Genomic DNA, 11,437 nt, shown 5'->3' with positions numbered 1-11,437 from the left:
CGGCGGCGCGCCCTGCCGACCCGGGCCCGCCGTACCCGTCCCATCGGCCACCGGGCCCGGGCAGGCGACCTCGGGCGCGAAGTTCACCCGGGTGGCGCTCCGGGGACCACCCATCCGCGAGCCGCTGCCCCGGAGCAGGCCCGTCTCACCTACACTCGCGTCCGTGATCTTCAAGTCCGTGGGCGAGGGCAGGCCCTACCCCGACCACGGCCTGGTCACGCCCAAGCAGTGGGCCGACGTGCCGCCGCGCCAGGTGCGCCTGGACGAGCTGGTCACGACCAAGCGCACGCTGAACCTGGACAACCTGCTGTCCGAGGACTCGACGTTCTACGGCGACCTGTTCGCGCACGTCGTGCAGTGGCGCGGCGTCCTGTACCTGGAGGACGGGCTGCACCGCGCGGTGCGCGCCGCCCTGCAGCAGCGGCCCGTGCTGCACGCCCGGGTCCTCGTGATCGAGTCCGATGAGCGCTGACCGCACGCCGGACGCCGCGCGCCAGCGCCGCCGCCGGCACACCCGGGAGCGCCAGGCCGTCGTGTTCGGCGTGCTGCTGGGCGGCCTCGCCGTCGCCGCGTTCGGCGCCGCCGCCGTCTACACCGGCAACGTCTCGCTGCCGTTCCTGTCGCGGGACTTCTCGTCCCCGGAGCCCACCGGCCTCGCGGCCGTGAACTCGCCGTGCCCTCCCGAGGGCGCGACCCCCGTCCCGTACGGCGAGGTGTCGGTGAACGTGCTCAACGGCACCAGCCGGGTCGGTCTCGCGGGCGACACCGCCTCGGCGCTCGCGTCGCGCGGCTTCACCATCGGCCAGCAGCTCAACGCGAGCCAGATGGGCTACACGACGTACACCGGCACCGCGCTGATCCAGTTCGGCACCCAGGGCGTCGCGGCCGCGTACACCGTCGCCGCGCAGTTCGACACCCCGCAGCTGGTGCTGGACACCCGCGCGGACGCCACCGTCGACGTGGTGGTCGGGTCCTCGTACAACGCGCTCGTGGCGGCCGCCGACGTCGTGCTGGTCGCGGACCAGCCGTTCGCCGTGCCGGAGGGCTGCATCGCCCTGGACCAGGTCACGCCCGTCGCGCAGGCCACCCCGCCTCCCGCGACCGAGCCCCCGGCCGAGGAGCAGCCCGCGGCCGAGGGCTGAGCCGCCCCCGGCCGCTGGGGCGTCAGCGCTCCAGCTCGACGCCGCCCGGGACGGACGCCGGCGACGCCGGCTCCTGGCTGGTGCCACGCCACCGGGCCACGCCGCGCATGACGTGGTAGACGCCGATCGCGGCGGCGGTGCCGAGCGCGATGCCCTCGAACGTCAGGTCGCCGACCGCCCAGGTGTAGTTCGCGATGCCGACCACCAGCGCGACGGCGGCGGTCGTGAGGTTCACCGGGTCCGAGAAGTCGACCCGGTTCTGCACCCAGATCCGGGCGCCGAGCACGCCGATCATGCCGTAGAGCACGGTGGTGGCCCCGCCGAGGACGCCGGCCGGGATCGTGTTGATCAGCTCGCCGAACTTGGGCGACATGCTGAGCACCAGCGCGGTCGCGGCGGCCACCCAGTACGCGGCGGTCGAGTAGACCTTGGTCGCCGCCATGACGCCGATGTTCTCGGCGTAGGTGGTCGTGCCAGACCCGCCGCCCAGGCCGGCGAACGTGGTGGCGAGGCCGTCGGCCAGCAGCGCGCGGCCGGTCAGCGGGTCGAGGTCCTTGCCGGTCATCGCGGCGACGGACTTCACGTGGCCGACGTTCTCGGCGATCAGGACGAACACCACGGGCAGGAACAGCCCGAGCAGCCGGGGCTCGAAGGTCGGGGCCACGAACTGCGGCAGGCCGAACCAGTCGGCGTCGCCCACGGCGGTGAAGTCGACCTCGCCGCGCAGCGTGGCGACGACGTACCCCACGACCACGCCGACCAGGATCGACAGCCGGCCGAGGATGCCACGGAACAGCACCGCGGACAGCACGATCGCCCCGAGGGTGACGATGGCGGTGACGGGGGCGGCGCGGAACCCGCTGCACGCGCCCGTCTCGTCGCAGGTGCCCCACGCCGTCGGCGCGAGGTTGAAGCCGATCAGGGCGACGACGGTGCCGGTCACCACGGGCGGCATCACGACGTCGATCCACCGCGAGCCCGCGAGGTGCACCACCAGGCCGACCGCCGCGAGCAGCAGGCCGGTGGCGAGGATGCCGCCCACGGCCGCCGACTGCCCGCCCGAGGCGGTCGCCGCCACGATCGGGCCGATGAACGCGAAGCTCGACCCCAGGTAGGACGGCAGCCGGTTGCCGGTCACCAGCAGGAACACGACGGTGCCGACGGCCGAGAACAGCAGGGTCGTCGCCGGGGAGAAGCCGGTCAGCAGCGGCACCAGGAACGTCGCGCCGAACATCGCGACCACGTGCTGCATGCCGATGCCGATGGTCCGCGGCCAGGACAGCCGCTCGTCCGGGGCGACGACCGCCCCGGGCTCGACCCTCCTGCCGTCGCCGTGCACCCGCCAGCCGATCGCGCTCACCACGGTCCTCCTCCGCCACCGGCGCCCCGGTCGGTCCGCGCGCCGCAGGGCAGGCTAGCGGGTGACGCGTCACCCGCTCGGGTCCGCCCACCGGGCGCGCGTAGGGTGTGGCCCGGCCCGTGACCGACCGCCGTGGAGGTGCCCCATCGACCGGCTGCTGCGCTCGCGCGCCGCGCTGTGGACCGCGTTCGTCGCGGTGCACGGCTGGATCGCCTACGTGGGCACCGTGCTGATCCCGCTGCGGGCGTTCTGGGACCTCGACCTGTACCGCTGGTGGATGTGGCAGGGGCTGCACCAGGGCGTCTGGCCGGTCCTCGACGGCGACTGGGTCTACCCCGCCGGCGCGGTGCTGCCGATGCTGCTGCCCGCGCTGGTGGACGCCGTCGGGACCCAGCCGTACGCCGTGGCGTGGTCGGTGCTCATCACGCTGCTCGACGCGGTGGCCGTCGTGGTCCTGCTGCGGTTCGCGGGGCGCCCGGCGCGCGACGGCGCGGTCCGCGGCGAGGTCGTGCCGCCCGCGCGGGACCCCGCCGTCGGCGCGTGGTGGTGGCTGGCCTTCGTGCTGCTGCTGGGCCCGGTCGCGGTCGGCCGGCTCGACGCGGTGGTCGCACCGGTCGTGGTGGTCGCGCTGGCGGTGGCCCTGCGGCACCCCGCGGTGGCGTCCGCGCTGCTCACCTTCGGCGCCTGGGTCAAGGTGGCCCCCGGTGCGCTGCTGCTGCCGCTGGTGCTCGTCCTGCGGCGGCCGTGGCGGGACCTGGTGCTGCCGGCCGCGGCGGTCTGCGTGGTCGTCGCCGGCGTCGTCGCCGCCGGTGGCGGACTCGGGCACCTCACGAGCTTCCTCACCGAGCAGGGTGAGCGCGGCCTGCAGGTCGAGTCGGTCGCGGCGACGCCGTTCGTCCTGGCCGGCATCGCGGGCGGGATCGGCGGGGAGCCGGTGCGGGTCGTGCTCAACCAGGAGATCACCACGTGGGAGATCGCCGGCCCCGGCACGGCCGCCGTCGCCGGCGCGCTCGGCGTCGTGCTGCCGGTGGCGCTCGCCGCGGTCACCGCGCTGCTGACCTGGGTCCGGCTGCGCGGCGGCGACCGGCTGGACACCGCCGGGTTCCTCGCGCGGGGGGCGCTGCTGGTCGCCGTGACGCTGATCCTCGCGAACAAGGTCGGCTCGCCGCAGTTCGTCGGCTGGCTCGCGGGGCCCGTGGTCGTCGGCCTGGCGCGGCCCGGCGCGGGCGGCCTGCGGTCCTGGCGGGTGCCGGCGGTGCTGGTGCTCGTCGTCGCCGGGCTGACGCAGGTCGTGTTCCCGATCGCCTACGACGGCATCACCGCGCAGCAGGCGGGGCCGTCGCTGGTCCTGGTGCTGCGGAACGTGCTCCTGGTCGCGCTGGCCGTGACGGTGGCCCGCGACCTGGCCCGCGCGGGTGGCGCGGGGTCGCGGGCCACCGGGACGCCCGGGGCGCGGGAGGTCAGCGCACCTGCGGCATGACCTCGGACGCGACGAGCTCGAGGTGGTCCAGGTCGTGCAGGTCGAGCACCTGCAGGTAGACCCGGCTGATGCCCTGCTCGGCCAGGGTGCCGAGGCGGTCGACCATGGCGGTCGGCGTCCCGGCGATGCCCACCGCGCGGAGCTCCAGCGGGTCGCGGCCGATGGCCGCCGCCCGGCGGTCGACCTCGGCGTCGTCCCGGCCGCCCGCGAGCACGAGCGCGGCCGACATCGTGAGCGTCTGCGGGTCGCGGCCGATCGCGCGGCACGCCTCCCGGACGGTCTCGAGCTTCTCGCCCACGACGTCCAGCGGCGGGAACGTCAGGTTGAACTCCGAGGCGAACCGCGCGGCGAGCGCCGGGGTCTTCTTCGGGCCGAGACCGCCGACGATCAGCGGCACCCCGGGCGTCGTCCCGTCGAGCGGCGACGTCTGCACCGGCTTCGGCAGCGCCGGGCTCCGGGTCAGGGTGTAGTGCTCGCCGGCGTAGTCGAACCGCTCCCCCACCGGGGTGCCCCACAGGCCGGTGACGACCTCGAGCTGCTCGGTGAACAGGCCGAACCGCTTCTCCGGGAACGGGATGCCGTAGGCCGCGTGCTCCTCGGCGTACCAGCCGGTGCCCAGGCCGAGCTCCACGCGCCCGCCCGACATCTGGTCGACCTGCGCGACCTGGATCGCGAGCACGCCCGGGTGCCGGAACGTGGCGGACGACACCAGCGTGCCGAGCCGGATGCGGCTGGTCTCGCGGGCCAGGCCGGCGAGCGTCGTCCATGCGTCGGTGGGGCCGGGCAGGCCGTCGCCGGAGCCCATCGACAGGTAGTGGTCGGAGCGGAAGAAGGCGTCGAAGCCCAGGTCCTCGGTGGCGCGCGCGACGGCGAGGAGGTCGTCGTAGGTGGCGCCCTGCTGCGGTTCGGTGAAGATCCTCAGGTCCATGCGGGCAGCCTTTCACGGCGCCGGGGGTGGGGCGCGCCACCGTCCCGGCGGTAGCGTCGGGGCGTGCTGCGCGGCGTCCGGTGGTCGAGCCTCGCCGTCGTGCTGGCCGCGACGGCGCTGGCCCTCGTCTGCCTCGTGCTGGCGCTGCGGGGGCGCCCGTGGGCCTGGGTCGTCGCCCTGGTGTGCGCGGCGACCGCGGTCCGGGAGGTGCGTGCGCTGCAGCGTCTCGACCGGCGCGCTCGGGCCGCCCGCCGGCCCCGCGCGTGAGACGGTGAGGGCATGGTGACGCAGCTCGGCCTGGCCCTCGACGCACTCGCGGTGGCGGACTGGCGGCGGCGCACCGCGCAGATGTACGCCGACGTCCGCCGGCTCGCCGAGGACGACCCCGCCGCCGCGCACGCCGAGTGGGTCGCGCGCCGCGACGAGCTGTTCGCCACGCACGCCGCGTCCCCGCTGCACCACGCCGCGAAGGCCGTGTTCGAGGGCCTGTCGGTCGCGCCGTACGACCCGGCGTTCCGGTTCGAGGTCCGGGTGCGGGCGACGTCCGCGCAGCGGCTCGAGGTCGCGACCGGGACCGACGGCGTCGTGCCGTTCGACCGGGTCGGGCGGGTCGAGCTCGAGGGCCTGGGCTCGCTGTCCGTGTGGGCGCTGCGCACCTACGGCGGCGGCATCTTCATCCCAGTCAAGGACGCCACGGCGGGCAAGGGCACCTACGGCGGGGGGCGGTACCTGCTCGACACGATCAAGCACGCGGACCTCGGCCGGGCCACCGACGGCGGGCTGATCCTCGACCTCAACTTCGCCTACAACCCGTCCTGCGCGTACGACCCCGCGTGGGCGTGCCCGCTGGCGACCCGCGGGAACGTGCTGCAGGCGGCGGTGCCCGTGGGCGAGCAGCAGCCCGACCCGAAGCTCGTGGCGGACTTCGAGCTGGAGTAGCCGTCAGCGGTCGCGGCGGCCGGTGCGGCCGGCCCGGCCCGCGCGGCGGATCCGGAACGTGCCCGCCGCCAGCCCGATCAGCAGCATCGCGGTCAGGGCCACCCACAGCGGCGTCGTGACCGTCGTGGCGAGCAGGTGCACGCGTACGGGCTGCCGGTTCTGCGCCACGAACACCACCGCCAGCACCACCAGCAGGACGCTCAGCCAGCGGCGCTGCAGGAATGTGACGACCGGGTTCGGGCGGCTGACGGGCGTCTCCGTGCTGCTCATGGCGGGGTCCTCCTCGGCGCGGTGCGGTCAGGGGCCGGGCCGGGGCGCCCCGGTCCCGAGCATGGCCCACCGGGCCCGGGTCCACCAGCGCCTACGCTGGCCGGCGTGCCCCTGACGATCGAGACCCGCACCCCCGCCGACCTCACCGCCGCCGAGCTCTACGCCCTGCTGCGGCTCCGCGTCGACGTGTTCGTGGTGGAGCAGACCTGCCCCTACCCCGAGCTCGACGGCCAGGACCTGCTCGACGACTCGCTGCAGGTGTGGGCGCACGAGGACGGCGTCCTGCTCGGCACCATCCGGGTGCTCCGCGCCGGCAGCGACCACCCGGCGATCGGCCGGGTCGCCACCGCCGAGGCCGCCCGCGGGCGCGGCGTCGCCGGGGCGCTGCTGGAGCACGGCATCGCCCTGTGCGGTCCGGACGCGACGATCCACCTGCACGCCCAGGCGCACCTCGAGGCCTGGTACGGCCGGTACGGGTTCGAGCGGGCGGGCGACGACTACGACGAGGACGGCATCCCGCACGTGCCGATGGTGCGGACGCCGCGCTGACGGGCGTCGCGCGAGCGGGTCAGCGCTGGCAGGTCGGGCACCAGTAGAGCTTGCGGCCGGCCATCTCCTCGACGACCACCGGCGTCCCGCACGTCCGGCAGGGCTCCCCGCCGCGGCCGTAGACCCAGTGCCGCTGCGCCGGGTCGCGCAGCGCCGCCGCGCGGCCGGCCTCGTCCAGGTCCTCCCGGGTGAGCATGACGCCCGTGGCGATCCCGTCGGCCAGGAGCACCGACCAGTCGTCCCAGAGCGCACGTGCCGTCTCCGCGGGCACCCGCTTGCCGGGGGTGTGCGGGTCGAGCCGCGCCCGGTAGAGCAGCTCGGCGCGGTAGATGTTGCCGATGCCGGCGACGACGGCCTGGTCCATGAGCAGCTGGCCCACGGGCGTGCCGCGGGCGGTGAGCCGCTGCACCATGACCTCGGCCGCCGTGCCGGGTCCGGGCGCGACCGCGTCCGCGACGGCGGGGTCGGACTCCCCCGGCTCGACGTGCGCGGCGGCGCCGGTCGCGGCGGCCACCGCGTGCGGGTCGGCCATCCGGGCCCGGACGTCGTCCTCGACCGCCGGGTCCGGGCCCAGCTTCGCGAGCGCCGCGGCCGTCGCGGCGGGGTCCAGCACCTCGCACGCCGTCGGGCCGCGCAGGTCGGCCACGGTCTGCTCCGTGGCGAGCCGCACCCGCACCTGGCCGACCGGCTCCGGCGGGAAGTCCTCGGTCTCGGCACCCTCGTCGCCCTCGCGCTCCCCCTCGCCCATCCGCACCGACCGGCGGACGCGCGGCGCGCCGAGGCTGGCGACGGCGCCGCCGCCCTCGGTCAGCGGCGACACCACGCCGAGGAAGTCCCACGCGCCGTACAGGCCGAGGTGCACCCGCAGCACGTGGCCGCCCGCGAACCCGAGGAACAGCTGCTTGCCGACCGCCGCCGAGGTCAGCAGCTCCCGCCCGTCGAGCAGCGCGGCGCCCTGGGCGAACCGGCCCTGCGGCGAGGACACCGCCACGCGGTGCCCGACGAAGTCCCGGGCGAACTGGCGGGCGATGCGGTGGACGGTGTGACCTTCGGGCATGCGCCCAGGCTAGGGGCCACCCCCGACACCCGCGGCCCGGGGGCTCAGTCGTCCCAGAACGCGGTCCACAGCCCGGCCAGCAGCGCGACCGCCACGAGGGCGACCGCCGGCCACACGGCCGCCGACCACGTCCACGCCGCGGCGAGCTCGTGCACGGCGGCCCGCCCGTGCAGCACGTGGCCGACGAGCGCGGCCGTCACCCGCAGCAGCAGCTCGAGCGCCTGGTCGACGACGCCGGTCAGCACGGCAGCACCCGGAGCGCGCGGGCCCGGCGGGCGTCCTGGCTGGTCATGGGTCCATGGTGCCAGGCACAGCGGGCGCACAGCCAGAGCCGCGACCGCGTCTGCCCGCCGGTACGCTGCGCTTGCACCGCTCGGACCGGAACAGGGGGCACGACATGGCCACGAGCACGCCGCCGGCGACCACCACGACCACCACGCCGGGTGACCGCGCGCGCCGGACCCGGCTCGCCGTCGCCGCCGTCGTCGTGGTCCTGCTGCTCGTCGCGGGAGGGGTCTGGTTCGCGTCGGCGCAGCGGTCGCAGGCGCAGGACCGAGCCGCACTCGACGCGGCGCTGGCCGACCTGGCGCCGGTCGCGCTCGAGCTGCAGCAGCAGATCGACTCCTCGCACGAGGGGCTGGCCTCCGCCGAGGGCCGGATGCTCGACCCCACCCTGGGGACCGCGCTCGCCGACGCGCTCGCCGAGGCCGAGGCCCTGGACACCACGGCTCCGACCGAGGGCTCCCTCGCCGAGCAGGCCGCGGCCGTGACGGAGACGCATGACGCCGCGGTGGCCCACCTGGCGGCGGTGCAGGACGCCACGCAGGCCGTCTTCGAGGACACCTACTACTACGACGTGCAGCAGGAGGAGCAGGCCCGGCAGGCCGCGCTCGCCGCGCTCGACGGGTCGGTGGCCGCCGGGCAGCAGGCGCTCGCCGCGGGCACGGGCGACGCCGACGCGCGCGCCGCGCTGCAGAGCGCGCTCGACGCCGCCGCGACCGCCCGCGCCGCCGAGGTCGACCCCGAGGACATCGACACCGTGATCGGCGCGGCGACCGCCGCCCAGGAGGCGCGGACGGCGGTCGAGGCGGCGACGGCGGCCCTCGCGGGCTGACCCCGGGGGCTCAGCCCTGGTCGGCGAGCGGGACGTCGGGCTTGACGTCGTCGTAGCCGTGCGCGTTCGGCAGCTCCCCCGGCGCGTAGACCAGCCGGACCACGCCGGTCGGGAAGATGTCCGAGCGGAGCAGCCGCAGCGGGTAGATCGGCGACCCCTCGTCGAACAGCCGCTCCCCGCCCCGCGCGGCGACCGGGTGCACCAGGAGGCGCAGCTCGTCCAGGAGCCCCGCGGCGAGCAGCTGCCGCACCACGGACAGCGAGCCGGGCACGACGACCTTGCCGACGCCGGGCTCGGCCTTCAGCGCCGTCACGGCCTCGACCAGGTCCCCCTCGACCCGCTCGGCGTTCCGCCAGCCCAGGTCGGCGGTCCCCCGGGTCGCGACGAGCTTGCGGGTGTCCCCGAGCTGCTTGGCGTAGGCGGCGTCCACGTCCCCGGCTGCCTCCCGCTCCGGCCACGCGCCGGCGAAGCTGTCGTAGGTGACCCGCCCCAGCAGCAGCACGTCGGCACCCGCGTAGTCCTCGGTGACCGCGGCGCCCATGTGGTCGTCGAAGTACGGGAAGTGCCACGCCGGGTCGATCTCGGCCACGCCGTCGAGCGAGATGAACAGGGTGGAGACGATCGTCGCCATCAACGGTCCTTCCTTCGGGCGGTGGACGCGCGCCGCGCCGGTGCCGGGTCCCCCATGACACCCCACCCGCGCGGCGCGTGCCTAGCCCCCCGCTCGCACCGGGTCCGCGTCAGCGGGCGGGCGTCGCGTACGCCCCCGCCGCCAGGTCCGCGAGCAGCGTCGGCCCGGTCGGCTCCCAGCCCAGCCGCTCGCGGGTGAGCGCGCTGGACGCCGGGAGGTCGAGGGCGAAGAACCCGCCGATCCAGCCGAAGTGCGCGGCGGCGTCCTCGGGCGCGACCGACGCCGTGGGCACCCCGGCCGCGCGGCCGATCGCCTCGGCGATGTCGCGCGCGGGCACGCCCTCCTCGCCGACGGCGTGCACCACCGGGACGTCGCCCGACGCGGCCGCCCGCGCGAGGGCGAGCGCGACCAGGCGCCCGGCGTCCGCGCGGTGCACCGCCGGCCACCGGTTCGCTCCGTCGCCGACGTACCCCGCGACGCCGCGCTCGCGGGCGACCCGCACCAGCTCGGCGACGAACCCGTGGTCGCCCAAGCCGTGCACGGTGGGCGCGAACCGCAGGGCGACCGGCCGGACGCCGCGGGCGGCGAGCCCCAGGGCGTAGGTCTCGCTCGCCCCGCGCGGGGCGTCGGGGTCGGAGTACGGCGAGGCCGTGTCCTCGGTGAGCAGCCGCCCGGGCGCGATCCCCGCGATGCCGGACGCGAGCAGCAGCGGCCGGTCGGTGCCGGCGAGCACGTCGCCGATCGCCGCGACGGCGGCCCGCTCCGTGCGGCCGGACGCCTCGAAGTCGCTGAAGTCGTGCTTGAACGCGAGGTGCAGGGCGGCGTCGGCGTCCTCGGCGCCGGCCCGCAGCGCCCCGAGGTCGTCGAGGTCGCCGCGCCGGACCTCGACGCCGGCCGCCGCGAGGGCGGCGGCGGACGCGTCGGAGCGGGCGAGGCCGACGACGTCGTGCCCCGCGGCGAGCAGCTCGGGGACGGCGGCCGAGCCGATCCAGCCGGACGCACCGGTGACGAACACACGCATGGGAGTCCTCCAGGGACGAGCACCCGGGCGAACCCGGGGCGACCGTGATGTCAGTCGCTGTCATCACCGTACGCCTGATGTCAGGCGCTGCCATCACTACACTGGCCGGATGGGACGCTGGGAGCCGGACGCGCAGGGCCGGATGGCGCGCGCCGCGCTGGAGCTGTACGCCGAGCGCGGCTACGAGCAGACCACCGTCCAGGACATCGCCGAGCGCGCCGGCGTCACCGAGCGCACCTACTTCCGGTACTTCGCCGACAAGCGCGAGGTGCTGTTCGACGGCGCGCACACCCTGGAGCGCCTGGCGGTCGCCGGGGTCGCGGAGGCACCGGCGGACGCGGGGCCGCTCGACGCCGCCGGCGCCGGGGTGGTGCGCGGCTGCGACGCCCTGGCCGACCGGTACGAGCGAGCCCGCACCCGCGCGGGCGTCGTCGCGGCCAACCCGGGCCTGCAGGAGCGCGAGCTGCTCAAGATGGCGGCGCTCGGCACCGCCGTCGCCGCCGCGCTGCGCGAGCGCGGCGTCGCCGCACCCGCCGCCGCGCTGGCCGCCGAGGCCGCCGTGGCGGCGTTCCGCGTGGGGTTCGAGGCGTGGGTCGCGAGCGACGGCGGGCGCGGCCTCGACGACCACGTGCGGGCCGCGCTGGCGGACCTGCGCGCGCTCGCCGCCGGCTGAGGAGTCCACGGACCGGACGGCGCCGCGAGCGGCCGCCGGGCGGTGACCAGCGAGCCCGCACCGGGCGCGACGGTCACCCTTGACACGTCACGCGGGGCTGCTCAGACTCGTCGGCATGTCCGCCGTCCAGCACGCCCACGCGACCCCGCTCCCCGCGGGGTCCGTCGTCGTGCCGACGGTGCGGTGCCGCTGTCGAATGTGTCGCTGACGTCCCAGCGGTCCCCCGCCCGCGCCTGAGGCGCGCCCCGGCCGGGACCCCCGTCATCCCGCAGC

The 11,437-nt window shown here is 76.4% G+C and carries 15 protein-coding genes; 8 read left to right on the top strand and 7 right to left on the bottom strand.

Annotated features, from left to right (window positions below; all coding sequences use genetic code 11):
• Positions 1-163 precede the first annotated feature (163 nt).
• On the top strand, positions 164-472 hold the full coding sequence (locus G6556_RS04240) for a type II toxin-antitoxin system VapB family antitoxin (RefSeq protein ID WP_147794834.1): 309 nt from the start codon (positions 164-166) through the stop codon (positions 470-472).
• Positions 462-1,142, top strand: a complete 681-nt coding sequence (locus G6556_RS04235; protein WP_166938886.1) for a LytR C-terminal domain-containing protein — start codon at positions 462-464, stop codon at positions 1,140-1,142. Before G6556_RS04240 ends, G6556_RS04235 begins: the two co-directional genes overlap by 11 nt.
• A 22-nt stretch (positions 1,143-1,164) precedes the next feature.
• Here G6556_RS04235 and G6556_RS04230 read toward each other — a convergent pair whose 3' ends face one another.
• Positions 1,165-2,502 carry a solute carrier family 23 protein gene (locus tag G6556_RS04230; protein ID WP_166938884.1) on the bottom strand — a complete coding sequence of 446 codons (1,338 nt, stop codon included), beginning with the start codon at positions 2,500-2,502 and terminating at the stop codon, positions 1,165-1,167.
• 217 nt (positions 2,503-2,719) lie between these two features.
• Between G6556_RS04230 and G6556_RS04225 the strand changes: the two genes are divergently transcribed.
• Positions 2,720-3,982 carry a glycosyltransferase 87 family protein gene (locus G6556_RS04225; RefSeq protein WP_166938882.1) on the top strand — a complete coding sequence of 421 codons (1,263 nt, stop codon included), beginning with the start codon at positions 2,720-2,722 and terminating at the stop codon, positions 3,980-3,982.
• Here the strand turns inward: G6556_RS04225 and G6556_RS04220 are convergent.
• A complete protein-coding gene (locus G6556_RS04220) occupies positions 3,963-4,910 on the bottom strand; it encodes an LLM class F420-dependent oxidoreductase (protein WP_166938881.1) in 948 nt (315 codons plus the stop codon). The two genes, G6556_RS04225 and G6556_RS04220, sit on opposite strands and share 20 nt — an antisense overlap.
• Positions 4,911-4,973: 63 nt before the next feature.
• On the opposite strand from G6556_RS04220, the gene G6556_RS04215 reads away from it, so the two are divergent.
• Entirely contained in the window at positions 4,974-5,177 is a 204-nt protein-coding gene (locus G6556_RS04215) for a hypothetical protein (protein ID WP_346774715.1), read from the top strand.
• A 12-nt stretch (positions 5,178-5,189) separates the two neighbouring features.
• Positions 5,190-5,849 carry a DUF1684 domain-containing protein gene (locus G6556_RS04210; RefSeq protein WP_166938879.1) on the top strand — a complete coding sequence of 220 codons (660 nt, stop codon included), beginning with the start codon at positions 5,190-5,192 and terminating at the stop codon, positions 5,847-5,849.
• 3 nt (positions 5,850-5,852) lie between these two features.
• Here G6556_RS04210 and G6556_RS04205 read toward each other — a convergent pair whose 3' ends face one another.
• Positions 5,853-6,119, bottom strand: coding sequence for a LapA family protein (locus G6556_RS04205; RefSeq protein WP_166938877.1), 267 nt, complete (start codon positions 6,117-6,119; stop codon positions 5,853-5,855).
• A gap of 105 nt (positions 6,120-6,224) precedes the next feature.
• Between G6556_RS04205 and G6556_RS04200 the strand changes: the two genes are divergently transcribed.
• Complete coding sequence (locus G6556_RS04200; RefSeq protein WP_166938875.1) at positions 6,225-6,668, top strand: GNAT family N-acetyltransferase; 444 nt, start codon at positions 6,225-6,227, stop codon at positions 6,666-6,668.
• A gap of 19 nt (positions 6,669-6,687) precedes the next feature.
• On the opposite strand, the gene G6556_RS04195 is transcribed toward G6556_RS04200, so the two are convergent.
• Entirely contained in the window at positions 6,688-7,725 is a 1,038-nt protein-coding gene (locus G6556_RS04195; protein ID WP_166938874.1) for a DNA glycosylase, read from the bottom strand.
• Positions 7,726-7,769: 44 nt separating this feature from the next.
• The gene (locus G6556_RS04190) at positions 7,770-7,970 is read right to left on the bottom strand and encodes a hypothetical protein (RefSeq protein WP_166938872.1); all 201 of its coding nucleotides are present in this window, start codon (positions 7,968-7,970) and stop codon (positions 7,770-7,772) included.
• 152 nt (positions 7,971-8,122) lie between these two features.
• Here G6556_RS04190 and G6556_RS04185 point away from each other — a divergent pair, with 152 nt between their 5' ends.
• Positions 8,123-8,839 carry a hypothetical protein gene (locus tag G6556_RS04185; RefSeq protein ID WP_166938870.1) on the top strand — a complete coding sequence of 239 codons (717 nt, stop codon included), beginning with the start codon at positions 8,123-8,125 and terminating at the stop codon, positions 8,837-8,839.
• A 10-nt stretch (positions 8,840-8,849) separates the two neighbouring features.
• On the opposite strand, the gene G6556_RS04180 is transcribed toward G6556_RS04185, so the two are convergent.
• Entirely contained in the window at positions 8,850-9,470 is a 621-nt protein-coding gene (locus G6556_RS04180) for a dihydrofolate reductase family protein (RefSeq protein WP_166938868.1), read from the bottom strand.
• A gap of 109 nt (positions 9,471-9,579) precedes the next feature.
• Positions 9,580-10,491: an SDR family oxidoreductase gene (locus G6556_RS04175; RefSeq protein ID WP_166938867.1), complete on the bottom strand. Its 912-nt coding sequence runs from the start codon at positions 10,489-10,491 to the stop codon at positions 9,580-9,582.
• Positions 10,492-10,600: 109 nt separating this feature from the next.
• Here G6556_RS04175 and G6556_RS04170 point away from each other — a divergent pair, with 109 nt between their 5' ends.
• Positions 10,601-11,164, top strand: a complete 564-nt coding sequence (locus tag G6556_RS04170; protein ID WP_166938865.1) for a TetR/AcrR family transcriptional regulator — start codon at positions 10,601-10,603, stop codon at positions 11,162-11,164.
• Positions 11,165-11,437 lie beyond the last annotated feature (273 nt).

The organism is Cellulomonas sp. IC4_254 (assembly GCF_011603975.1).
GTDB lineage: Bacteria > Actinomycetota > Actinomycetes > Actinomycetales > Cellulomonadaceae > Cellulomonas.
Note: the sequence above shows the minus strand (reverse complement) of the source record. Positions and strands in the feature narration are given on the sequence as shown.

What these genes read in the sequence shown, in the direction of transcription:
- G6556_RS04235 (WP_166938886.1), top strand. Translation starts at nt 462, where the DNA reads ATGAGCGCTGACCGCACGCCGGACGCCGCGCGCCAGCGCCGCCGCCGG.
- G6556_RS04220 (WP_166938881.1), bottom strand. Translation starts at nt 4,910, where the DNA reads ATGGACCTGAGGATCTTCACCGAACCGCAGCAGGGCGCCACCTACGAC.
- G6556_RS04210 (WP_166938879.1), top strand. Translation starts at nt 5,190, where the DNA reads ATGGTGACGCAGCTCGGCCTGGCCCTCGACGCACTCGCGGTGGCGGAC.
- G6556_RS04205 (WP_166938877.1), bottom strand. Translation starts at nt 6,119, where the DNA reads ATGAGCAGCACGGAGACGCCCGTCAGCCGCCCGAACCCGGTCGTCACA.
- G6556_RS04195 (WP_166938874.1), bottom strand. Translation starts at nt 7,725, where the DNA reads ATGCCCGAAGGTCACACCGTCCACCGCATCGCCCGCCAGTTCGCCCGG.
- G6556_RS04185 (WP_166938870.1), top strand. Translation starts at nt 8,123, where the DNA reads ATGGCCACGAGCACGCCGCCGGCGACCACCACGACCACCACGCCGGGT.
- G6556_RS04180 (WP_166938868.1), bottom strand. Translation starts at nt 9,470, where the DNA reads ATGGCGACGATCGTCTCCACCCTGTTCATCTCGCTCGACGGCGTGGCC.
- G6556_RS04175 (WP_166938867.1), bottom strand. Translation starts at nt 10,491, where the DNA reads ATGCGTGTGTTCGTCACCGGTGCGTCCGGCTGGATCGGCTCGGCCGCC.
- G6556_RS04170 (WP_166938865.1), top strand. Translation starts at nt 10,601, where the DNA reads ATGGGACGCTGGGAGCCGGACGCGCAGGGCCGGATGGCGCGCGCCGCG.